The sequence below is a fragment of the Amycolatopsis sp. VC5-11 genome (assembly GCF_037034185.1).
Lineage (GTDB): Bacteria > Actinomycetota > Actinomycetes > Mycobacteriales > Pseudonocardiaceae > Amycolatopsis > Amycolatopsis nivea.
In genome coordinates this window covers 139,463-162,618 of the sequence record NZ_JBAGKF010000015.1, presented here as the reverse complement: position 1 = coordinate 162,618, position 23,156 = coordinate 139,463, and the positions used below count along the sequence as shown (strand labels likewise).

The window sequence follows — 23,156 nt, the reverse complement described above, 5'->3', positions numbered from 1 at the left end:
GCTGAACGGCGCAACCCCGCTCAGGAAGCCGGGACGGGTTCCTCTTCCGCGGTGCGCAGCCGCTGCGAGATCACCTTGGTGATGCCGTCGCCCTGCATGCTCACGCCGTACAGCGCGTCGGCGATCTCCATCGTCGGCTTCTGGTGCGTGATGATGATCAGCTGCGACGAATCGCGCAACTGCTCCAGCAGGCCGATCAGCCGGCGCATGTTGGTGTCGTCCAGCGCCGCCTCGACCTCGTCCATCACGTAGAAGGGCGAAGGGCGGGCGCGGAAGATCGCCACCAGCATGCCGACCGCCACCAGCGACTTTTCGCCACCGGACAGCAGCGACAGCCGCTTGACCTTCTTGCCCGGCGGGCGCGCCTCGACGTCGACGCCGGTGGCGAGCAGGTCGTTCGGCTCGGTGAGCACCATCCGGCCCTCGCCGCCGGGGAACAGCACGCCGAAGACGGTCTCGAACTCGCGCGCCACGTCGGCGTAGGCCGAGGTGAAGACCTCCAGGATCTTCTCGTCGACCTGCTTGATGACGGCCTCGAGGTCCTTGCGGGTGTCCTTGAGGTCTTCCAGCTGGGTGGAGAGGAACTTGTACCGCTCCTCCAGCGCCGCGAATTCCTCCAGCGCCAGCGGGTTCACCTTGCCCAGCAGGGTCAGGTCCTTCTCCGCGCGCTTGGCGCGGCGGGCCTGGGTGTCGCGGTCGTACGGCATCGGCGGCGGCGGGGTGACGTCCTCGCCGCGCTCCTTGGCCGCCTCGTACTCGGCCATCTCGCCCGCGCTCGGCGGCACCGGCACGTTCGGCCCGTACTCCTCGACCAGGTCCGCCAGCCCGATGCCGAAGTCCTCGGCGATCTTCGCTTCCAGCGTTTCCAGCCGCAGCTTCTGCTCGGCGCGCAGCACCTCGTCGCGGTGGACGGCGTCGGTCAGCTTCTCGAGTTCGCCGGACAGCTCGCGCACCTTCGCGCGAACCGCGGTGAGCGCGGTTTCGCGGGTTTGGCGCTGTGCTTGGGCTTCGTCTCGCTCGGCGGCCGCGCGCTGCACGGACAGCTCGATCCGCTCCAGCGCGAATTCACCGGCGTTGACGACCGCGTTCGCGATTTCCGCGCCACGCTCGCGCGCTTCCCGGGCCTTGGCCGCGCGCTCGCGGGCCTGCTGCTCGGCATAGGCCGCGCGGCGCAACGATTCCGCGCGCCCGGCGATGCTGCGCGCGCGTTCCTCGGCGGTGCGCTGCGCGAGCCGCGCTTCGACTTCTTCCTGCCGCACCACGGCAAGCTGCTCGGCGGCTTCGTCGCGCTCGGCCGTGTCCGGGTCGTCTTCGACCGGCTGCTCGGCGACCGCGGCGAGGCGTTCTTCCAGCTCTGCCAACTGTTCCAGGGCCTGCTCGCGGCTCTGCTCGACCTTCGCGCGCTGCTGGGTCAGCCGTTCGACCTCGGCCTGCGCGGACCGCGCCGCCTGCTGCAACCGGTTGAGCCGCTCTGAGGAACGGGCCTTGCGCACCTTGGCTTCGCCCAGCGCGTCCTTCGCCTGCCCGACCTCTTCGCGCCGGGACCGCTGCTCGGCGCGTGCGCCTTCCAGTTCGGCGGAGTACTGCTCCAGCGCGCGTTCGGCCGTACGCAAGCGTTCCTGCGCCTCGTCGACCGCTGCCTGGACCTCGATCACGCTCTCACGAGCGGCGGAACCACCGGCGATCCAGTCGGCCCCGAAGACATCGCCCTCGGCGGTGACCGCCCGCACCTGCGGGTGCTGCGCCACGAGCTGGCGCGCGCTTTCCAGATCCGGCACCAGCGCGAGCCGGTCCAGCGCCTTCTCGACCGCGGGACGCAGCTGCTCCGGCGCGCTGACGACCTCGCGAGCCCAGCGGGCGCCCTCGGGCAGCGGCGGCCACGAGCTGATGTCCACAGTGGACCCAGCACCGGCAGGCACGATCCCGGCGCGGCCGGAATCGGTTTCCTTCAAGTACTTCAGCGCGGACAGCGCGTTCTCGCCGCCGGACACCGCGACCGCGTCGGCCACCGGTCCGAGCGCGGCGGCCAGCGCGACCTCGTGCCCCGGCTGCACGGTCAGCAACGCGGCGACCGAACCGAGCAGGCCCGGCAATTCCGCGGACGCGCCGAGCAGCGCACCCGCGCCGTCCTTGCGCTTGAGCCCCATCGACAGGGCCTCGACGCGGGCCTTCTCCGACGCGATCTCGCGCTCGGAACCGCGCTCGGCCTTCACCAGTTCTTCGACGCGAGCCTTGGCGGCGTTGTTCGCCTCCACCGCGCGGTCGTGGCGCTGCTGCAGCTCGGCGTCGTCGGATTCCTCCGTGCCGCCAACGGCTTTGGCTTCTTCCAGCTCCTCGACCGCGATTTCCGCGCGCTCGGCCGCTTCCTGCAGCCCGACGGTGAGCCGGTCGACCTCTTCCGCGGTCGCGCCGTTCTTGCTGCGCAACGCTTCGACCTGACCGGTCAGCTTCGCCATGCCCTCGCGACGGTCGGCGATCGCCCGGACCGCGGCCCAGTGCGCGCGCTCCGCGGCCTGCACCCGCTGTTCGAGATCTTCCCGGCGCAGCACGGTTTCCGCGAGAAGTTCGCGGGCCTCCATGACCGCTTCGGTCAGCTCCTGCTCGCGCTCGGCGGCCTGTTCCGCCTCGGCGAGCAGTTCCTCCGGGTCACGGCCGCCGGTGGGCGCGGAGACGTCGGAAGAAAGGTGCCGCTGCCGTTCGACGGCCAGCCGTACGGTGCCGCGCAACCGCTCGGTGAGCGCGGACAGCTTGTACCAAGTCTCCTGCGCGATCTGCAGCCGCGGCGCGTCCTCGGCGAGCGAAGCCTCCAGCTCGGTTTCTTCCGCGGACACGATTTCCAACGCCTGCTCGACCTCGGCGCGGCGCTGGCGGGCGGTGCGCTCGTCGGCTTCGTCCCGCTGGATGGACTCGCGCTGGGTGACCAGGTCGTCGGCGAGCAGCCGGAGCCGGGCGTCGCGCAGGTCGGACTGCACCGACTGGGCCTTGCGGGCGATCTCGGCCTGTTTGCCCAGCGGTTTGAGCTGGCGGCGCAGTTCGGTGGTGAGGTCGGTGAGCCGGTCGAGGTTGCCCTGCATGTTGTTGAGCTTGCGCAGGGTCTGCTCTTTGCGCTTGCGGTGCTTGAGGACGCCCGCGGCCTCCTCGATGAACGCGCGCCGCTCCTCGGGCTTGGATTCCAGGATCGCCGACAGCTGGCCCTGCCCGACGATGACGTGCATCTCGCGGCCGATGCCGGAGTCCGACAGCAGTTCCTGGACGTCCATCAGCCGGCATCGGTCGCCGTTGATCTCGTACTCGCTCGCGCCGTCGCGGAACATCCGGCGGGTGATGGAGACCTCGGCGTACTCGATCGGCAGCGCGCCGTCGGCGTTGTCGATGGTGAGCGTGACCTCGGCGCGGCCGAGCGGGGCGCGTCCCGCGGTGCCGGCGAAGATGACGTCTTCCATCTTGCCGCCGCGCAGGTCCTTCGCGCCCTGGGTGCCCATGACCCAGCGCAGCGCGTCGAGGACGTTCGACTTTCCGGAGCCGTTCGGGCCGACCACGCAGGTGATGCCGGGTTCGAAGCGCAGCGTGGTCGCCGAGGCGAAGGACTTGAAGCCCTTGAGCGTCAGGCTTTTCAGGTGCACGTGCTGCCGACCCCTCTTGGCCACGGGTACTGGATGGCTACCGGTTCCCCCGGTTCGGGACAGGCTACCCGGGGGTTCTCCGGCGCCGTGGGAGGCCGGGCCGCCCGGGCGCGCCTAGCACAGGACCGACCGCCCCGGCAACCCCAAGCACCCCGTCAGCCGCAGCCGCCCCACCCGCCTCAGCGTTCGGCGAAGCCCTCCAGCCCGCCCTTGGCAGCGGTCCAGCGTTCAACTACCTGATCCACTCTTCCGGGTGAGGTTCCGGAGCGCAGCGCGCTCAGCAATTGCGCACAGTTGTCCCGGCTACCCTCCGCGACCACCTCGACACGGCCGTCCGGGAGATTCCTGGCGAATCCGGTCAGCCCGAGTTCCAGCGCCCGGCTCCGGGTCCACCAGCGAAAACCGACACCCTGCACCTGCCCGTGCACCCAGGCGGCCAGCCGGACGGGCGATTCCTGCTCGTTCACCGGCCCCATCCTGCCGCACACCCCCGGCTGCGGACGGTGACGGCCCCGTCCCTCGGTCGCGCGAACGGGTGCTGAGCAGTGATAACCTCCCGCCTGGCATCCGGGGCCGGAGCCCCGCTCCCCCGTTGCCGCCCCTCGACTTGAGCGTTGACCCCTTCTAAGGAGCCTGCATGTCCCGTCCCGACGGGCCTGAACCAAGCTCAGCGTCGCCCGAGATCGCGGTGAGCGCTGCCCCCACCGCTCCGCCGAAGGGCGCGAGCGGGAGGCTGAGCCGCTCCGGCTACGCGATCCTGGGCGTCAGCGGCCTCGTGGTCGCGACGGCCTTCGCCGCGGTCGCCGAACTCGCCGGCCCCGGCTCGGTCACCGACACCGCGACGAACACCACCGGCGGCGGCCAGGGCGGACTGCAGGGCAGCTCCCAGGTAGTCGTGCCGGGCAACGCCGTCCCCGGCGGCCCGATGACCGTCCCCGGCTCGCCGACCCCCGGCCAGACCTCCCCGCCGACCCCGACCACGGTGGTGGCCGTGGGCCCGGACGGGAAGCCGACGACGAGCGTGATCACTCCTCCGCCGAACGCCGGTCAGCCTGGCGGACAGCCGGGTGGCGGGCAACCGGTGCCGGGCACGACGTCGGACCGCAGCGACCCGCCGACCAGCCACCCGACGACGCCGAAACCGCCGACCAGCTCCACGGCCTCGACGACGCCGTCCACCCCGCCGAGCACCCCCTCGTCGCCTCCGGACAGCCCGCCGCCCAGCTCTGGCAGCAGTTCGACCGGCGGCCAGCCGTCGTCGTCCTCGTCGCCGAGCGCGTCCACTTCGGACACCAACCCGACGAGTTCCACCAGCCGCTGAAGTACGTGAGGGGAACCCTGAGGGAATCTGATTCCCTCAGGGTTCCCCTCACGGCTTTTCTGGCAGCTCAGGCCTCGAAGCGGTACCCCATCCCAGGTTCGGTGAGCAGATGCCGCGGCCGTGAAGGCTCCGGCTCCAGCTTCCGCCGCAATTGCGCCAGATACACCCGCAGATAATGGGATTCCGTCTCATACGACGGGCCCCACACCTCGTGCAGCAGCTGTTTCTGCGCCACCAGCCGGCCGCGGTTGCGGACCAGCAGTTCCAGCACTCCCCATTCCGTCTTGGTCAGGTGCACCTCGCGTCCCTCGCGCAGCACCTTCTTCGCCGCCAGGTCGATCGTGAACGAGCCGGTGTCCACCACCGCTTCCGCGCCGTCCGTGCCGCCGACCGACGAGCGGCGGACCGCGGCTCGCAGGCGGGCCAGGAGTTCGTCCATGCCGAACGGTTTGGTGACGTAATCGTCCGCACCGGCGTCCAGTGCCTGGACCTTGTCCGCCGAATCACCGCGCGCGGACAGCACGATGATCGGCACCGTCGTCCAGCCGCGCAGGCCTGCGATCACCTCGGTGCCGTCGAGATCAGGCAGGCCGAGATCGAGCACCACTACGTCGGGTTTCGTTTCGGCGACCGCTTTCAGCGCAGCGGTGCCGTCGTGTGCGGTGATCACCTTGTACCCGCGTGCGTTGAGGTTGATCCGCAACGCACGCACGATCTGCGGTTCATCGTCGACGACCAGCACCGTCGCCGCTGGATCGGCAGTCATCGCGCCACCCCCTCCTCCGCCGGTTCGGCTTCCACGAGTTCCCGGCCGGTACAGGCCGGCAGCGAGATCACCACCGTCAACCCTCCACCAGGTGTGTCCTCCGCGCGAACGGTACCGCCCATCGCCTCGGTGAACCCCTTCGCGACCGACAATCCGAGCCCGACGCCCGGCGTCGAGTCCCGGTCGCCGCCCAGCCGCTGGAACGGCGCGAACGCGGACTCCGCGGTCCCCTTCCGCAGGCCCTTTCCGTGGTCGACGATCCGCAGTTCCACAAACTCCGAATGCGCGCTCGCCCGCGCGGAAACGTCGCCGCCGCCGTGTCGGAGAGCGTTGTCGAGCACGTTCGCGATCACTCGTTCCAGCAGGCCGGGATCCGCTTGCACCGAAGGCAATCGCGCGTCCACCGATACCTGCACCTGCTGCGAATTGTCCACATTGGACAGTGCATGCGCGACTACTTCGTCGTAACCGACCGGCCGCAGGTGCGGGGTGACCGCGCCGGTCGCCAGCCGCGAGGAGTCGAGGAGGTTGTCGATCAGCCCGGCGAGCCGGTCCGCGGAAAGCTCCACCGCTTCCATCAGTTCCTCAGTGTCCTCATCGGACAGCGAAAGATCCGGCGCGCGCAGGCTGCCGATCGCCGCCTTGATGGACGTGAGCGGCGTCCGCAGGTCATGTCCGACCGCGGACAGCAACGTCGTGCGCAACTCGGTCGCCTCGGCCTTGCGTTCGGCGGCCGCCGCAGCCGCTGCCATTCGCTGCTGCCGCAAAGCGAGCAACGCTTGTCCCGCAACGGCTTCGAGCACCCGACGGTCCGCCGCGGGCAATGCGCGACCGCGCAATGTCAGGTGGACGTCAGCGGTCACCGCAATGTCCACATCGGCCTCATCCGGATCCGCACACGGCTCGCCGCCGGACAGCGCGACCTTGTCCCACTTGCCATTGCGTTTCTCCAGCAGCGTCACGGAAGTGAGACCGAAGTTCTCTCGTACCTTCTCCAGCAACCGCTCGATCGGGTTCGGATTGGTCAACACCGTTCGCGCATAAGACGCCAACAACGACGCCTCCGTGCGAGCCCGCGCCGCCGCCACGCCCCGCCGGGCGGCGGAAGCGACGACCAGCGCCACCATCACCGCCACCACGATCATCACGATCAGCGTCACGACATTCTGCGGACTGTGCACATTCAGCGTGTACAGCGGCGGCGTGAAGAAGAAATTCAGCAGCCCGGCCCCGAAAATCGCAGCCACCAGCGCCGGACCGAGCCCACCCACCAGCGCGACGATGACGGTGGCCAGCACGTAAAGGATCACATCGGTGGAGAACTCGACCGCGTCGCGCAGCAGCACGCCGAGACCGGTCGCGATGACCGGTGCCACGATGCTCAGCACCCAGCCCAGCACGAGCCGCGACGGCGCGAGCGGGCTCGTGCCCAGCCGCGCCCGCAGCCGTCCGCCGGCGTAGGAGTGCGTGACCATGTGCACGTCGATCGGCCCGGACTGCTGCACCACGGTCGCGCCGATCCCCTGGTCGAAAAGCCGCGCGATCCGGGACCGCCGCGAGGTGCCGATAACGAGCTGAGTCGCGTTGACCCCCCGCGCGAAATCGAGCAGCGCCGTCGGCACGTCGTCGCCGACCACCGCGTGAAAGGTCGCGCCGACCTCCTCGGCCAGCGTGCGGCAGCGGGCCATCGCGGTCGGCCCGAGCCCGGCCAGGCCGTCGCCGCGCAGGATGTGCACGACCTGCAGTTCCGCGCCCGCCCGGGTGGCGATCCGGCTGGCGCGCCGGATCAGCGTCTCGCTTTCCGGACCGCCGGTGATCGACACGACCACCCGTTCGCGCGTTTCCCACGTATCGGTGATCTTCTGCTCGGCGCGATAACGCTGCAGCGCGACGTCGACCTGGTCGGCCACCCACAGCAGCGCCAGCTCGCGCAAAGCGGTGAGGTTGCCGGGCCGGAAGTAGTTGCCCAGCGCGGCGTCGATGCGCTCGGCCGGGTAGACGTTGCCGTGTGCGAGCCGCCGCCGCAGCGCCTCCGGCGTGATGTCCACCAGCTCCAACTGCTCCGCGCGGCGCACGACCTCGTCCGGCACGGTTTCCTGCTGGGTGACGCCGGTGATGCGCTCGACGACGTCGTTGAGGCTCTGCAGGTGCTGGACGTTGACCGTGGACAACACGTCGATGCCCGCGTCGAGCAGCTCGTCGATGTCCTGCCAGCGCTTCTCGTGCCGTCCGCCGGGCACGTTCGTGTGCGCCAGCTCGTCCACGACGACGACCTCGGGCGCGCGGGCGAGCACCGCGTCGAGGTCCATCTCGGCGAACTCGTGCCCGCGATGGCTGACCGTGCGCCGAGGCACGACTTCCAGCCCGTCGAGCAGGTCGGCGGTCTTCTCGCGGCCGTGCGTTTCGACCAGGCCGACGACCACGTCCGTGCCGCGGTCCAGCCGACGGCGGGCTTCGCCGAGCATGGCGAAGGTCTTGCCGACGCCCGGAGCCGCGCCGAGGTAGATGCGCAGTTCTCCTCGGCGCGGCTTCGGGGGTGTGTCAGGGGTGCTCACTGTGTCAGTGTGCGCCAGGAGCGGCCGAATGCACGGCAAGGTTGAGCCGGAGCACATTCACGCCCGGCACCCCGATCCCGTTGCCGCTCGTGTTGTCCGCGACCAGCTGCCGCACCTTCTCCTCGCTCAACCCGGTGTTGCGGGCCACGCGAAGCACCTGGAGATCGGCGTACGCGACGCTGATCGCCGGGTCGAGGCCCGAGCCCGAAGCGGTCACCGCGTCCGCGGGCACCTCCGCCGGGGTGACGCCCTCGCGTTGGGCGATCAGCGCCCGCCGCTGCGCGATGGCTTTGGTCAGATCCTCGTTGTACGGCCCCTTGTTGGACGGCCCCGACGTCGACGGGTCGCCCGGCCCGAGCACGTCCTTCGAACCGGCCGAGGGCCGGTTGTGGAACCACGGGTCGCGCGCCGGGTCCGCGGCGACCGGGTCGATCCCGATCAGCGACGAGCCGACGGCCTGGCCGTGCAGCGTCACCACCGAACCCTCCGCGTGCCCTTGGAGGCCGGGGATGCGGGACACCGCCCACACGCCGAGCGGGTAGACGACGCCGAGCAGCACGGTCATCGCGAGGAGCAGGCGCAGGCCCGCCCAGGTCTGCTTGAGCAAGACGTTCATGTCAGCCAATCCCTGGAATGTGGCGCACGATCAGGTCGATCACCCAGATCCCGAGGAACGGGCTGACGATCCCGCCGAGGCCGTAGACGAGCAGGTTGCGGCGCAGCAGCGCGGACGCCGACGACGGCCGGTACCGCACGCCGCGCAGGGCGAGCGGGATCAGCGCGACGATGATCAGCGCGTTGAAGATCACCGCGGAGAGGATCGCCGACTTCGGCGTCGCCAGGTGCATGATGTTGAGCGCGCCGAGCTGGGCGAAGATGCCGGTGAACATCGCGGGCAGGATGGCGAAGTACTTCGCCAGGTCGTTCGCCACGCTGAACGTGGTGAGCGCGCCGCGGGTGATCAGCAGCTGTTTGCCGATGCCGACGATCTCGATCAGCTTAGTCGGGTTCGAGTCGAGGTCGACCATGTTCCCGGCCTCTTTCGCCGCCATGGTCCCGGTGTTCATCGCCACACCGACGTCCGACTGTGCGAGCGCGGGCGCGTCGTTCGTGCCGTCGCCGGTCATCGCGACGAGCCGCCCGCCCTCCTGTTCCTTCTTGATGAGCGCCATCTTGTCCTCGGGCTTGGCCTCGGCGAGATAGTCGTCGACGCCCGCGTCCTCGGCGATCGCGCGTGCGGTGAGCGGGTTGTCGCCGGTGATCATCACCGTCTTGATGCCCATCGAGCGCAGTTCCTCGAACCGCTCCTTCATGCCCGGCTTCACCACGTCCGACAGCCGGATGACCCCGCGCACGAACGCCGTCCCGTTCGCCGCTTCCGCGACCACCAGCGGGGTTCCGCCCTGCTGGCTGATCTCGTCCACGACGCGTTCGGTCTCGTCCGGAACGTCGCCGCCGCGGTCGCGCACCCACTGGCGCACCGCCGAGGTCGCGCCCTTGCGGACCTCGCGGCCGTCCAGGTCCACGCCGCTCATCCGGGTCTGCGCGGTGAACGGAACGAACTCGGCGAGCTTCTCGCTGTCGTCCGCCGCGCCCGGAAGCCCGTGCTGCTCGGCGATCAGCTCGACGATGCTGCGCCCTTCCGGCGTGCCGTCGGCGAGGCTGGACAGCCGGGCCGCGCGCGCCAGATCGTCCATAGTGGACTTCCCGACCGGGATCAGCTCGGTCGCGCGCCGGTTGCCGAAGGTGATCGTTCCGGTCTTGTCGAGCAGCAGCGTCGAGACGTCGCCGGCGGCTTCGACCGCTCGACCGGACGTGGCGAGGACGTTGCGCTGCACCAACCGGTCCATTCCGGCGATGCCGATCGCGCTCAGCAGCGCGCCGATCGTGGTCGGAATCAGGCAGACCAGGAGCGCGCTCAGCACGATCACCGACTGCTGGCTCCCGGAGTACGCCGCCATCGGCTGCAGCGCCACGACGGCGAGCAGGAAGATGATGGTCAGCGTCGACAACAGGATGGTCAGCGCGATCTCGTTCGGCGTCTTCTGCCGGGAAGCGCCTTCCACCAACGCGATCATCCGGTCCACAAAGGACTCGCCGGGCTTGGTGCTGATCCGCACGACGATCCGGTCGCTCAGCACCGTGGTGCCGCCGGTGACCGCCGAACGGTCGCCGCCGGACTCGCGGATCACCGGGGCCGACTCGCCGGTGATGGCCGACTCGTCGACCGTGGCGATGCCTTCGACGACGTCGCCGTCGCCCGGGATCACCTCCCCGGCCTCGACCACCACGCGGTCGCCGACCCGCAGGTCCACCCCGGGCACCTGCTCCTCGGAACCGTCCTCGGTGAGCCGCCGCGCGACGGTCTCCTTTTTGGTCCGCCGCAACGATTCCGCCTGCGCTTTGCCGCGTCCTTCGGCGACGGCCTCGGCCAGGTTCGCGAACACGACGGTGAACCACAGCCACACCGCGATGAGGATCGAGAACACGCTCGGGTCGGTGACCGCGAAGACGGTGGTCAGGACCGAACCGGCCCACACCACGAACATCACCGGGTTCTTGAGCTGGTGGCGCGGATTCAGCTTGCGCAGCGCGTCCGGCATGGACGACCACAGCTGCTTCGGACTGAAAACCCCGGCGCCGACGCGTCCGGCGTTTTCGACGTGGTGCTGCGTCTCCTCTTCCGGAGTCCGCTCTTGGGTGATGGTCATGCCAATGCCTCTGCAATCGGCCCCAGCGCGAGCGCCGGGATGAAGGTGAGGGCCGCGACGAGGACGACAGTGCCGGTCAGCAACGTCCCGAACAGCGGCCCGGTGGTGGGCAGCGTGCCCGAGGTCTCGGGAACTTTCTTCTGCGAGGCAAGCGATCCCGCCAGGCAGAGCACCGCGACGATGGGCACGAACCGGCCGATCAGCATGGCCACCGAAAGCGACGCCTGGAACCAGTCGCTGGTCGCGGTGAGACCGCCGAACGCGCTGCCGTTGTTGTTGCCCGCGGACGTGTAGCCGTAAAGGACCTCCGACAGCCCGTGCGGGCCCGAGTTGCCGAGCGCGTCCCGGGTGCCCGGCAGCAGCAAGGCGATTCCGGAGCCGAGCAGGACCACGGTGGGCATCGCCAGCATCGAGATCGCCGCGCAGGTGACCTCGCGCTTGCCGAGCTTCTTGCCCAGGTATTCCGGCGTTCGCCCGACCATCAGCCCGGCCAGGAACATCGCGATCACGGCCATGACGAGAATCCCGTACAGCCCGGTGCCGACGCCGCCCGGCGAAACCTCGCCGAAGAGCATGTTCAGCAGCGTGCCCCCACCGCCGAGGCCGGACAGGCTGTCGTGCGCGCCGTTGACCGCGCCGGTCGACGTGCCGGTGGTGGTGTCGGCGAACAGCGACGTGCCGCCGATGCCGAACCGCTGTTCCTTGCCCTCGAGATTCGCTCCCGCGGCCAGCGCCGCCGGGCTGTTCGTGCGCGCCTCGGACGTCCAGATCACCGCGAGCATCGCCGTCCACAGACCGGCCATCACCGACAGCAGGACGTAGCCCTGCTTGCGGTTGCCGACCAGCTGCCCGAAGGCGCGGGTCAGGCAGACCGGGATCACGAGGATCAGGAACATCTCGATGACGTTGGTCCAGACGTTCGGGTTCTCGAACGGGTGCGCGGAGTTGGCGTTGAAGATGCCGCCGCCGTTCGTGCCGAGTTCCTTGATCGCTTCCTGGCTCGCCGCCGGGGCCAGCGCGATCGTGCTGCCGGAACCGTCCGGGTTCGTCACCGCGACGCCGGACCGCAGGCTCTGCACGACGCCGAGCGCGACGAGGACGAGCGCGAACACGAACGCCATCGGCACCAGCACGCGGATCGTGCCGCGGGTCAGGTCGACCCAGAAGTTGCCGAGCCGGTCGGTGCGCGAGCGGACGAACCCGCGCGTCACCGCGATCGCCACGGCGAGCCCGACGCCCGCGGAGAGGAAGTTCTGCACGGTGAGCCCGGCCATCTGGACGAAGTGGCCCATGGTCGACTCGGGCGTGTAGGACTGCCAGTTCGTGTTGGTCACGAAGGAAACCGCGGTGTTGAACGCGACGGCGGGCGAAACCGGCCCGCGGTCGAAGTTCCACGGCAGGATCGACTGCAGGCGCTGCAGCAGGTACAGCAGGATCACCGAGACGAACGAGAAGCCGAGCACGCCCGAGGCGTAGGTCTTCCAGTGCTGTTCGGTGTTCGGGTCGACCCGCACGATCTTGTACAGGGTCCTCTCGATCCGCAGGTGCTTCTCGGTGGAGAAGACGCGGGCGAGGTAGTCGCCGAGGGGTTTGTAGACCACCGCGAGGGCGACCAGGAGCACGCCGGCTTGCAGGAAACCGGCCGCGACGTCACTCATCTCAGAATTTCTCCGGCCTCACGAGGGCGACGAACAGGTAGCCGAGGAGGCCAAGCGCCAGCAGCCCGCCGACGATGTTGGCCACGGTGCCCGCGCCGCTCACAGCTTCTCCAGCCCGCGCAGGACACCGGCGAGCACCGCGAAAACGCCGATGAGCAATAGGGCGTACAGCAAATCCGCCACGAGGCACCTCTCAGGAAGGGTCACCCGGCACGGGCGACCGTCGGTCGAGAGCCACTGTGCGGTCGTCGCGGAGGGTGAGCACCCGCGTCTGACGCCTCCTTGACGCCGCGACCTGGGGGCGTTTACGCGATCTTGACGGCCGGTGACCCGGGCCACTGCGTCAAGCGCCATCCGGGTCAGCGGGGTCACGTGACGGTCCGTAGTTGGTGGGTGACTTGCGGCACAGCTGGTAGCGGATCAAGGACAGAGAGTGCAATTCGGGCAGACAAGGTTCGGGGGTCCGTGTTACACCTGAGTAACCAATAGTTGTATCAACTAACTAACTAGGTTCAGGGAGGGCTCGTATGTGCGGAATCGCGGGCTGGGTTTCCTACGACACGGATCTCACGCGGCAGCAGGAGATCGCGGACGCGATGACCGAGACCATGGCCTGCCGAGGACCGGACGACCGCGGGACCTGGGTCCGCCGCTCGGTCGCTCTCGGTCACCGCCGGCTCGCCATCATCGACCTGCCGGGCGGACGCCAGCCGATGAGCGTCAAGACCCCGAACGGCGAGGTCGCGATGGTCTACAGCGGCGAGGCGTACAACTTCTCCGAACTTCGTGAAGAACTCACCAAACTGGGCCACCGCTGGGAGACCGACAGCGACACCGAGGTCGTGCTGCACGGGTACCTGCAGTGGGGCACCGAGGTCGTCGACCACCTCAACGGCATGTACGCGTTCGCGATCTGGGACGAGCGCGACCAGAAGCTCGTGATGATCCGCGACCGGATGGGCATCAAGCCGTTCTACTACTACCCCACCCGCGACGGCGTCCTGTTCGGCTCCGAGCCGAAGGCGATCCTGGCGAACCCGTTGGCGCGCAAGGCGGTCGACAGCGACGGCCTGCGCGAGCTGATGGGCTTCACGAAGCGTCCGGGCTGGTCGCTGTGGAAGGGCATGTACGAGGTCGACCCGGCCACCGTCGTGACAGTGACCCGGGAGGGCATCAACACCCGCACCTACTGGAAGCTCGATGCGAAGCAGCACACCGACGACCAGGAGACGACGGTCGAGCGCGTGCGCGAGCTGATGACCGACATCGTCCACCGCCAGCTGGTCGCCGACGTCCCGCGCTGCGTGCTGCTGTCCGGCGGCCTCGACTCGAGCGCGGTCACCGGTCTCGCCGCCGCGCGGCTGGCCGAGGAAGGCGAGCAGCTGCGCACCTTCTCGGTCGACTTCTTCGGGCAGGAGGAGAACTTCAAGCCCGACGAAATGCGTGACACCCCCGACTCGCCCTACATCCGCGACGTCGCCAAGCTGGTCGGTTCCGCGCACCAGGACGTGATGCTGAACCCGGCCGACCTGAGCGACCCCGAGGTGCGCCGCAAGGTGCTGCGCGCCCGCGACATCCCGACGGGTCTCGGCGACATGGACACGTCGCTGTACCTGCTGTTCAAGGCGATCCGGGCGGAGTCGACGGTCGCGCTGTCCGGCGAATCGGCCGACGAGGTGTTCGGCGGGTACCGCTGGTTCCACGACGAGGCCGCGGTGAAGGCGGACACCTTCCCGTGGCTGGCGTTCCGCAACAGCCTGATGGACGATCGTGCTTCGCTGCTCGAACCAGGTCTCGCCGCGAAGCTCGACCTGGATTCCTACATCGACGACCAGTACCGCACCGCGGTGTCCCAAGTGGACTTGCTGGACGGCGAATCCGAGCGGGAATCGCGGATGCGGGTCATCTGCAACCTCCACCTGACCCGCTTCGTGCGGCAGCTGCTCGACCGCAAGGACCGCATGTCGATGGCGGTCGGCCTGGAAGTCCGCGTGCCGTTCTGCGACCACCGGCTCGTCGAGTACGTCTACAACACGCCGTGGTCGCTCAAGACCTACGACGGCCGGGAAAAGAGCCTGCTGCGGCACGCGACGAAGCACGTGCTGCCGGCGTCGGTGCGGGACCGGGTGAAGAGCCCGTATCCGTCCACTCAGGACCCGGGGTACGCGATCGCGCTGCAGGAGCAGGTCAAGGAAGCCTTGGCGCAGAAGGACAACCCGCTGTTCCAGATGGTCAGCCGGGAATGGCTGCAACAGTCGGCGGCGACGGACCCGGCGGCGATCAGCCAGGCCCAGCGGGTCGGCATGGACCGGGCGCTGGACCTGCACCACTGGTTCGACATGTACTCGCCGGAGCTGGAACTCAACTGACCTCCTGCCCGACCGGCGAGCGCCCCAATGCCGCATTGGGTGCATGCGACGCACCCAATGCGGCATTGGTTGCGTTCAGCGCACCCAATGCCACATTGGGGTTATCTCAGTAGCGCGATGTGCGGTGGGTTCGTGGCAGCGGCGCTTGCCAGGGCGCTGCGGGCACCGGCCGACGACACGCGCCGGGGTGCTCCTCCCGCTGAGGTCCGTGAAGGGCTCATTGGGGGAACCTGATTCCCTCAATGAGCCCTTCACGGACCCCGCCAGCCCGCCGCGGGAGCGACGAAAACTCCGCGAGGGCAGCGCATGAAGCTGCCCGTGGCCGGTGCGAACGTCCGTGAGGGCCACCCTGAGGGAATCTGATTCCCTCAGGGTGGCCCTCACGGACATCGAATCGCGCGGCGGTGGGGGCGGGAATTCCGGTGCCCGACGGAAAAACCCCTCGGGGCGCTCGCAGGACCGAGCCGAGCAGTCAGAAGTCCAGGTGTGCGTCGATCTCCGTGCCGCGCACGTCCAGTTCCGCGCCTGCTCCGCTCAGCAGGCGCTGGGCCGCCGCGTTGTCCACAGTGGTCGTCGCGACGAACTTCGCCGCTCCGCCGTCGCGGGCCGCGTCCAGCAGGACCGCGGTCACCTTGCGGCCGATTCCGCGTCCGCGCGCCGAGCGGCCGAGCCACACTCCGGCCTCGACCTCCAGTGCGGCCCGTCCGGATACGGGGCGCAGCCGGGCCGCTCCGCAGACCCGGCCGTCGACTTCCACGACCCACGTCGTCTCGATGGCGGTGTCCGGACTGAGCGATCGCCGGCGGTGGAACGCGAGAAACGCTTCGCGGCGGGCTTCGGTCCATCCGGCGGGACCTTCCACCGGCGGCATGACCTCGGCCGGTTCGGCGTCGGCCACCGCGGCTTCCAGAAGCCGCTCCAGCCCCTGCTCGTCGAGCGGGATCAGCACGATCTCGGATTCTCCGGATCCAGGCACGCCCCGCAGCTTGGCACGCGAAGCCGTCCCGCGCTACCCGATCGGCCCAGTCGTTACCAGGGAACCGGCTTGCCGAAGCGGTCGAGGAACCGCAAGCCCGGCTCGCCTGCCTGCGCTTCCAGCACGTCGACGACCGCGGGCACGCTTTCCTCCGGCAGCAACGGCGCGTCCGGACCGCCGAGCCGCGTCCGGTTGTGGCCCGGGTCGATGAGCAGTTTGGTGCGCCCGTCGCCCTCGTGCCGAGTGGCGTAGCTGCGCATGAGCTGGTTGAGCGCGGCCTTGCTCGCCTTGTACAGCTCGTATCCGGGTTCGACGTTCATCGAGACACTGCCCTGCTCCGACGACATCACCGCGACCGTTCCGCCCGGCGCGACCAACCCGTGCAGTCCTTCGAGGACTCTCAACGGGCTCAACGCATTGGTGATCATCACTTCCGCGAACATCTCGGCGGGCACTTCGCTGATCGGCAGATTCCCGCGGTCGATCGCCGCGTTCACGAAGAGCAGATCGAGCGGGCCGTCCACTCTGTCGCGCAACGCGGTTATCTGTGCGTCGTCGGTCATCTCCAACTGCTCGGTCCGCATTCCTTCCCGCGGCACCGATCCGTCACGGGTCGTCGCGACGACCTCCCACCCGCGCCGGTCCAACTCGGTGACCAGCACCAATCCCAAGCCCCGCGAAGCCCCGACCACCACTGCCCGGCGTGCCGCCATGACCCCTCCTTTGTCTAGACGCAACGTCACGTCTAGACAGTAGCACGGTAAGGTGCCCGGTATGCCCGCAGTCAATTCCCAGCCCCGCAGGGCACGCTCCGGCAACCGGCGCGACGAGGCCGCTCGCCTGGCGGTGCTCCACGCCGCCGACGACCTGCTCGTCGAGCACGGCTTCGGCGGGCTGACCGTCGAAGCGATCGCGCGCCGGGCCGGCGTCGCGAAGCAGACGATCTACCGCTGGTGGCCGTCGAAGGTCGAAATTCTGCTGGACACGCTGATCGAGGACAGCGAGAAACGCCTGCCGGTGCCGACGGAACTGCCGACGGCCGACAGCATCCGGGCGTACCTGCGCGACTTCGCGCACTTCCTCTCCGAAGACCCGGCGGGCAAGTGCCTGCTCACCCTGCTGGCCGAAGCGCAGCACGATGTGGGGACTGCGGCTCGCTTCCACGAGCGTTACCTGGAGCCGCGACAGATCGCGGAGCGCGAGATGCTGACGCGGGCTGCCGAAGCGGGCGAGGTTTCTCCGGTGCTGGATCCGGAGGCCACAATGGACGCGCTGCTGGGGCCGATTGTCTACTGTGCACTCACCGGGGCGGCGGTACCGGCAGATCTGGTGGATACGTTGGTGGAGAAGCTGCTTCGCCCGCGAGCTTGACCTACCGGCGCACCTCCGCGACCCGCACCAGACGGTTCTCCTTCCGCGAGACCTCGCACGCCTCCGCGATGTAGAACGCCTCCAAGGCGTCCGCCGCCCCCGCGGGCGACGGGATAAGCCCGGCGGCAACATCCAGGAACGCCCGCAGTTCAGCGGCATAAGCCGTCCGGAAGCGTTCCATAAAGCCCGGATACGCCGGTCCTGGCAACGGTTCGACGCCTGGTTCCACCGACCGCAGCGGTGCCTGGTCGTCCAGGCCCACCACGGCATTCCCGAGCGACCCGAGGGCCTCGAAACGCACGTCGTAGCCCGCGCCGTTGTAGCGCGTCAGCGAGACCGTCGCGAGAGTTCCGTCGTCGAGAGTCAGCGCGACCGCTGCGGTGTCGACGTCTCCGGCGTCCGTGAAGAACTGCTCGCCTTTGTTGCGCCCCACAGCAAACACCTCCTCGACCTCCCGGCCGGTCACCCACCGGAGGATGTCGAAGTCGTGCACCCCGCAGTCCCGGAACAGACCGCCGGAATGCGCGATATACGCGGCGGGCGGCGGCGCGGGGTCCAAAGTGGTCGCCCGGACACTGTGCAGCCAGCCCAGTTCGCCGCTCTCCACCGCGGCCCGGGCGGCCTGGTAGCCCGCGTCGAACCGGCGCTGGAAGCCGATCTGCACCGGGACGTCCGAGTCCGCGATCCGGTCGATCACGGCGAGCGTGCCCGGGATGTCCGCGGCCACCGGCTTTTCGCAGAACACCGGTACCCGCGCGTCGACCGCCTGGATGATCAATTCCGGATGCGCGTCCGTGGCCGCCGCGATGACCAGGCCGTCGAGACCAGCCCGGAACAGCGCGTCGATTCCGTCGGCCGCATCGACATCGAGCCGAGCGGCGACCGACTGGGCGCGCGCGGGGTCCACGTCCGCGACGACCACCGACGTGACCTCGTCGAATCCCGCGAGCGTTTCCGCGTGCGCGGCGCCGATCCGGCCGGCTCCTGCCAGTCCCACCCTCATCGCTGCGCCTCTCCTGAGTTGGGTCCCGTGGTCTCCCGCACGACCAGGGACGGATGAAGCAGATGCCGCACCGGTTCAGTGCGTTCACCGCGGATGCGCTCGAGGAGCGCGTCGAAAGCCAGCCGCGCCATTTCCGCGCGTGGCTGGTCCACTGTGGTCAGTGAAATGTGCCGCAGGGAAGCCAAGGACGTGTTGTCGTAGCCGACCACCGAAACGTCACCCGGCACCCGCAACCCGTGTTCCTCGAGCGCCGAGATCGCGCCGACCGCGTTGAAGTCATTGCCCGCCACCAGTGCGGTCGGGGTCGGAGCGCACGAGGACAGCAATTCCTGCACGGCTTTCTCGCCCGCGGTGTCGGTGTGTTCACTGCGCACCACGATCGGCTCCAGCCCGTGCGCCCGCATCGCCTGCCGGAACCCTCGCCGCCGGGCCGCGGCACCGGCCGCTCCCCCGCCGTCGAGATGCGCGATCCGCCGATGTCCCAACTGGACCAGGTGTTCAACCGCCAACGCCGCGCCGGCCTCGCCGTCGTCGTTCACGGTATCCACAGTGGACAGCCGAGAAGTCCGGGACACCAATACTACCGGACACTGCCGTGCCGCGGCCTCGATCGCAGCGGCCGGAACCACCGGCGACAACAGCACGACGCCAGCCGGACGGAACGACAGAAGACTGCGCAACGCCGCGCCTTCCCGAGAGGGCATCCGCCCGCCGGTGTTGAGGATCAGGTCGAAACCGGCCGCTTGCGCCGCCGCGTCCAGCCCTTCCACCACGTCGGCGAAGAAGGCGTTGCGCAGGTCGTTCACCATCACGCCGAGCACCGTCGACGTCCGGCTCGCCAGCGACCGCGCCATCACGTGCGGCGAATACCCCAGCTCCTCGGCCGCTTTCACCACCGCCGCGCGTCGCTGCGCCGACACGTTCGGCGCGTTGCGCATCACGAGCGACACCAAGGCCCGCGAGACCCCGGCTCGCGCGGCGACGTCCTCCATGGTGGGCTTCCCCATTTCGAAAACCTCCCCGGAGAAGCGCTTGACGCGACGGGTCGGACGCTACAAGATTAGAGCGCTCTAATCAAGAGCGTGTCCCCCGACCGGAGAGGGATCCATGACCGCGAAGATCCGCGTCGCCGCCGCCCCGATCTCGTGGGGAGTCTGCGAGGTTCCCGGCTGGGGCCGCGTGCTCGACGCCCCGGCGGTGCTCGGCGAGATGGCCGAATTGGGCGTCACGGCAACAGAACTGGGCCCGCCCGGCTATCTGCCGCGCGAACCTGCCGAGTTGAAGAAGCTTCTGGAAAGCCATCGGCTCGACCTCGTCGGCGGCTTCCTGGCGGTGCCGCTGCACGAAAACCCGGACGCGGCCGTCGCCGAAGCCGAGGATTCGGCCGCGCTCTTCGCGGCTTGCGGCGGCGGAATGCTCGTCCTCGCCGCGGCAACCGGCCTCGACGGCTACGACGAACGGCCCACTCTCACCGACGCCGAATGGTCCACTTTGGTCCGCACGGCAGGCAAGATCCGCGACATAGCGGCAAAACACGGCCTGGAAACCGTTCTACACCCGCATGTCGGCACGCACGTAGAAACCGAGGCCGAGGTCGAACGCTTCCTCGCCGATTCGGATCTCCCGCTCTGCCTGGACACCGGCCACCTGCTGATCGGCGGCACCGACCCGGTCGCGCTCGCCCAGCGGCATCCCCAGCGGATCGGGCACCTGCATCTCAAGGACGTCCGCGGCGAGCTGGCGAACGCTGTCCGGGCAGGCGAACTCCCGTACGCCGAAGCAGTCGGCAAAGGTCTCTACGTGCCGCTCGGCGAGGGTGACGTGGACATCGAAGCCATGGTCCGTTCCGTCGCGGAAGCGGGCTACGACGGCTGGTACGTCCTGGAGCAGGACACCGCGCTGAGCGACGACAGCCCGGGGGACCGCCCCGGCCGCGACGTCGCGGCCAGCCTTTCGTACCTGCGCACCATCACCGGCTGACGTTGGAAAACAAGCGAGGAGAGACAACGATGTCCCATCGCTGGGAGCGCGCACGGCGCTCCGGCCGCGCGGTGGCGGGCCTGCTGGCCGCGGGCTTGCTGCTGGCGGCGTGCACCGGTCCGGCCGCCGAACCGAAGACGACCGCACCTGCCGCCGCGCCGACGCCGTCCGGGCCGTTGAAAGTCTCGGTGATCACGCACGGCACCGCGGGCGACGCGTTCTGGAACGTGGTGAAGAACGGTGCCGAACAAGCGGGCAAAGACCTTGGCGTACAAGTGGAGTACACCTCGGACGGCGATCCGGGCGCGCAGGCGAAGCTGATCGACAACGCGGTCGCGCAGCAAACCGGCGGGCTCGTGGTGTCGATGGCGAACCCCGAGGCGCTGCGTCCGTCCATTGAGGCCGCGGTGCGCGCGGGGATCCCGGTCATCACCATCAACTCCGGCGAGGACAAAAGCGCGGCGTACGGCGCGCTCACCCACGTCGGGCAGAACGAGTCGATCGCCGGCGAAGAAGCCGGGAAGAAGTTCAAGGAGCTCGGCAAGCACAAGCTGTTGTGCGTGATCCACGAGGCCGGGAACGTCGGGCAGGCGCAACGCTGCGACGGCGCGAAGACCGGGTTCGCCGGCACCGTGCAGACGCTGCAGGTGGACATCTCCAACCCGACCGACGCCGAGTCCCGCATCCGCGGCGCGGTCCAGACCGATTCCTCGATCGACGCGGTCCTCACGCTGAACTCGCAGGTCGCCGCCCGTGCGGTGAGCGCGATCAAGTCGGTGAACTCGAAGGCGCAGGTCGCCACGTTCGACCTCAACTCCGACGTGGTGGCCGCGATCAAGGCGGGCGACGTGCTCTTCGCGGTCGACCAGCAGCAGTACGAACAGGGCTATCTCCCGGTGCAGTTCCTGAAGCTGTACCGGGACAACGCGAACGTCGTCGGCGGCGGCAAACCGGTGCTCACCGGACCCGACCTGGTCGACAAATCCACAGTGGACAAGGTCGGCCAGTACGTGCAAAGGGGCACCCGATGACGACCCTCGACGAACGGCTGGAGAAGCCGCGGCTGACCGACCGGCTGGTGATCCGCCCGGAAATCGGCGCGCTGCTCGGCGCGGTCGTGGTCTTCCTGTTCTTCACCTTCGCCTCCGACAAGTTCTTCAGCGCGAGCGGAGCCGCGACCTGGCTGGACGACGCAGCGACGCTGGGCATCATGGCGGTGGCGGTGTCGCTGCTGATGGTCGGCGGCGAGTTCGACCTGTCGGCGGGCGTGATGACCGCGTCCACCTCGCTGGTCACCGCGATCCTCGCCACCCAAGCGGGCTGGAACGTGTGGCTCGCGCTGCTCGTCTCGCTGGTCTTCGCGCTGGCGGTCGGCGCGTTCAACGGCTGGCTGGTGATGAAAACCGGACTGCCGAGCTTCATCGTCACGCTCGGCACTTTTCTTGCCCTGCAAGGGTTGAACCTCGGCGTCACCCGGCTGGTGACCGGCACCGTGCAGGTCTCCGGCATGCGCTCGACCGACGGCTACGCGTCCGCCGGTTTCGTCTTCGCCTCCACTGTGGACGTCGGCGGCACGCCGTTCCAGATCTCCATCGTCTGGTGGCTCGGCGCGATCGCGGTGGCCGCGTGGCTGCTGGTCCGGACGCGCTTCGGCAACTGGATCTTCGCGGTCGGCGGTTCCGCCACGAGCGCCCGCTCGGTCGGCGTTCCGGTGGTGCGCACGAAAATCCTGCTGTTCATGGGCACCGCGCTGGCCGGCTGGCTGGTCGGGTCGATCAACATCCTGCGGTTCGCGAGCGTCCAGGCGAATCAGGGCATCGGGCTGGAATTCCAGTACATCATCGCCGCGGTGATCGGCGGCTGCCTGCTGACCGGCGGGTTCGGCTCGGCCGTCGGCGCGGCGATCGGCGCGCTGATCTTCGGCATGGCGCGCCAGGGCATCGTGTTCGCCGGCTGGGACAACGACTGGTTCATGCTGTTCCTCGGGATCATGCTGCTGGCGGCGGTCCTAGTCAACAACGCTCTGCGGCGGCGCGCGGAAAGGGTCCGGCGATGAACGCTCTCCTCGAAGTCAAGGACGTCGGCAAGCGGTACGGCACCGTGGTCGCGCTGCGCGAAGTGTCCACTGTGGTCAACGCGGGCGAGGTCACCTGCGTGCTGGGCGACAACGGCGCGGGAAAGTCCACTTTGATCAAGATCCTCGCCGGGGTGCACCAGCACGACGAAGGCGAGTTCCTCGTCGAAGGCGCGCCGGTGCGGTTCGCCTCGCCGCGCGAAGCGCTGGACCGCGGAATCGCCACGGTGTACCAGGACCTCGCCGTGGTGCCGTTGATGAGCGTGTGGCGCAATTTCTTCCTCGGCTCCGAGCCGACCGTGGGGTTCGGCCCGTTCCGCGCCCTGGACCGGCGCAAAGGCCGGGAGCTGACCAAGAAGGCCCTCGCCGACCTCGGCATCGACCTGCGCGACGTCGAGCAGCCAGTCGGCACGCTGTCCGGCGGCGAACGGCAGTGCGTCGCGATCGCCCGGGCCATCCACTTCGGCGCGAAGGTGCTGATCCTGGACGAGCCGACGGCCGCGTTGGGCGTGAAGCAGGCCGGGGTGGTGCTGAAGTACGTGGCCCAGGCCCGCGACCGGGGCCTGGGCGTCGTCCTGATCACGCACAATCCGCACCACGCGTACCCGGTGGCCGACCGCTTCCTGCTGCTCAAACGCGGCACGGCGCTCGGGTCTTACGAGAAGTCGGAGATCGAGCTGCCCGAGCTGACGCGGCAGATGGCCGGTGGCGCGGAATTGGAGGCGCTGGAACACGAGCTGCGGCAATAG

20 protein-coding genes are annotated in these 23,156 nt (G+C 69.2%); 6 read left to right on the top strand and 14 right to left on the bottom strand.

The genetic code is table 11. The features are described from left to right. Positions 1–20: 20 nt before the first annotated feature. The 10 genes from smc to kdpF form a co-directional block, all read right to left on the bottom strand. Complete coding sequence (gene smc, locus WA670_RS33825) at positions 21–3,623, bottom strand: chromosome segregation protein SMC (protein ID WP_336160369.1); 3,603 nt, start codon at positions 3,621–3,623, stop codon at positions 21–23. Positions 3,624–3,802: 179 nt separating this feature from the next. Beyond that, complete coding sequence (locus WA670_RS33820) at positions 3,803–4,099, bottom strand: acylphosphatase (RefSeq protein WP_336160267.1); 297 nt, start codon at positions 4,097–4,099, stop codon at positions 3,803–3,805. Between the two features lie 271 nt (positions 4,100–4,370). Then, positions 4,371–4,652: a hypothetical protein gene (locus WA670_RS33815; protein WP_078870323.1), complete on the bottom strand. Its 282-nt coding sequence runs from the start codon at positions 4,650–4,652 to the stop codon at positions 4,371–4,373. An 18-nt stretch (positions 4,653–4,670) separates the two neighbouring features. Then, positions 4,671–4,934, bottom strand: coding sequence for a hypothetical protein (locus WA670_RS33810; RefSeq protein WP_158691431.1), 264 nt, complete (start codon positions 4,932–4,934; stop codon positions 4,671–4,673). A 77-nt stretch (positions 4,935–5,011) separates the two neighbouring features. Further along, positions 5,012–5,710, bottom strand: coding sequence for a response regulator (locus WA670_RS33805; RefSeq protein WP_037810222.1), 699 nt, complete (start codon positions 5,708–5,710; stop codon positions 5,012–5,014). After that, on the bottom strand, positions 5,707–8,265 hold the full coding sequence (locus tag WA670_RS33800) for a DUF4118 domain-containing protein (RefSeq protein WP_238607842.1): 2,559 nt from the start codon (positions 8,263–8,265) through the stop codon (positions 5,707–5,709). The genes WA670_RS33805 and WA670_RS33800 overlap by 4 nt, the downstream gene beginning before the upstream one ends. Before the next feature lie 4 nt (positions 8,266–8,269). Further along, entirely contained in the window at positions 8,270–8,881 is a 612-nt protein-coding gene (locus WA670_RS33795) for a potassium-transporting ATPase subunit C (protein ID WP_238607843.1), read from the bottom strand. A 1-nt stretch (position 8,882) separates the two neighbouring features. After that, complete coding sequence (kdpB, locus tag WA670_RS33790; protein ID WP_238607844.1) at positions 8,883–10,976, bottom strand: potassium-transporting ATPase subunit KdpB; 2,094 nt, start codon at positions 10,974–10,976, stop codon at positions 8,883–8,885. Then, positions 10,973–12,634, bottom strand: a complete 1,662-nt coding sequence (gene kdpA, locus WA670_RS33785; protein ID WP_238607845.1) for a potassium-transporting ATPase subunit KdpA — start codon at positions 12,632–12,634, stop codon at positions 10,973–10,975. The genes kdpB and kdpA overlap by 4 nt, the downstream gene beginning before the upstream one ends. A gap of 1 nt (position 12,635) precedes the next feature. Continuing rightward, positions 12,636–12,737: a K(+)-transporting ATPase subunit F gene (kdpF, locus tag WA670_RS33780; RefSeq protein WP_037358287.1), complete on the bottom strand. Its 102-nt coding sequence runs from the start codon at positions 12,735–12,737 to the stop codon at positions 12,636–12,638. A gap of 424 nt (positions 12,738–13,161) precedes the next feature. On the opposite strand from kdpF, the gene asnB reads away from it, so the two are divergent. Beyond that, a complete protein-coding gene (gene asnB, locus WA670_RS33775) occupies positions 13,162–15,003 on the top strand; it encodes an asparagine synthase (glutamine-hydrolyzing) (protein WP_336160263.1) in 1,842 nt (613 codons plus the stop codon). A 472-nt stretch (positions 15,004–15,475) separates the two neighbouring features. On the opposite strand, the gene WA670_RS33770 is transcribed toward asnB, so the two are convergent. Both WA670_RS33770 and WA670_RS33765 read right to left on the bottom strand, forming a co-directional pair. Next, the gene (locus WA670_RS33770) at positions 15,476–15,979 is read right to left on the bottom strand and encodes a GNAT family N-acetyltransferase (protein ID WP_336160262.1); all 504 of its coding nucleotides are present in this window, start codon (positions 15,977–15,979) and stop codon (positions 15,476–15,478) included. 53 nt (positions 15,980–16,032) lie between these two features. After that, on the bottom strand, positions 16,033–16,692 hold the full coding sequence (locus tag WA670_RS33765) for an SDR family NAD(P)-dependent oxidoreductase (RefSeq protein WP_336160260.1): 660 nt from the start codon (positions 16,690–16,692) through the stop codon (positions 16,033–16,035). Between the two features lie 61 nt (positions 16,693–16,753). Between WA670_RS33765 and WA670_RS33760 the strand changes: the two genes are divergently transcribed. Then, positions 16,754–17,350 (top strand): TetR/AcrR family transcriptional regulator, encoded by a 597-nt coding sequence (locus WA670_RS33760; RefSeq protein WP_336160258.1) that lies wholly within the window; start codon positions 16,754–16,756, stop codon positions 17,348–17,350. A 1-nt stretch (position 17,351) separates the two neighbouring features. Here the strand turns inward: WA670_RS33760 and WA670_RS33755 are convergent, their stop codons facing one another. Beyond that, a complete protein-coding gene (locus WA670_RS33755; protein ID WP_336160256.1) occupies positions 17,352–18,353 on the bottom strand; it encodes a Gfo/Idh/MocA family protein in 1,002 nt (333 codons plus the stop codon). Continuing rightward, positions 18,350–19,360 (bottom strand): LacI family DNA-binding transcriptional regulator, encoded by a 1,011-nt coding sequence (locus tag WA670_RS33750; protein WP_336160254.1) that lies wholly within the window; start codon positions 19,358–19,360, stop codon positions 18,350–18,352. The genes WA670_RS33755 and WA670_RS33750 overlap by 4 nt, the downstream gene beginning before the upstream one ends. Before the next feature lie 100 nt (positions 19,361–19,460). Between WA670_RS33750 and WA670_RS33745 the strand changes: the two genes are divergently transcribed. The 4 genes from WA670_RS33745 to WA670_RS33730 are packed head-to-tail and all read left to right on the top strand — an operon-like array spanning position 19,461 to position 23,156. Then, a complete protein-coding gene (locus WA670_RS33745; protein ID WP_336160252.1) occupies positions 19,461–20,333 on the top strand; it encodes a sugar phosphate isomerase/epimerase family protein in 873 nt (290 codons plus the stop codon). Between the two features lie 29 nt (positions 20,334–20,362). Continuing rightward, positions 20,363–21,364, top strand: coding sequence for a sugar ABC transporter substrate-binding protein (locus WA670_RS33740; RefSeq protein ID WP_037810206.1), 1,002 nt, complete (start codon positions 20,363–20,365; stop codon positions 21,362–21,364). Continuing rightward, complete coding sequence (locus WA670_RS33735; RefSeq protein WP_037810205.1) at positions 21,361–22,389, top strand: ABC transporter permease; 1,029 nt, start codon at positions 21,361–21,363, stop codon at positions 22,387–22,389. The genes WA670_RS33740 and WA670_RS33735 overlap by 4 nt, the downstream gene beginning before the upstream one ends. Then, positions 22,386–23,156 carry an ATP-binding cassette domain-containing protein gene (locus WA670_RS33730; RefSeq protein ID WP_037810204.1) on the top strand — a complete coding sequence of 257 codons (771 nt, stop codon included), beginning with the start codon at positions 22,386–22,388 and terminating at the stop codon, positions 23,154–23,156. The genes WA670_RS33735 and WA670_RS33730 overlap by 4 nt, the downstream gene beginning before the upstream one ends.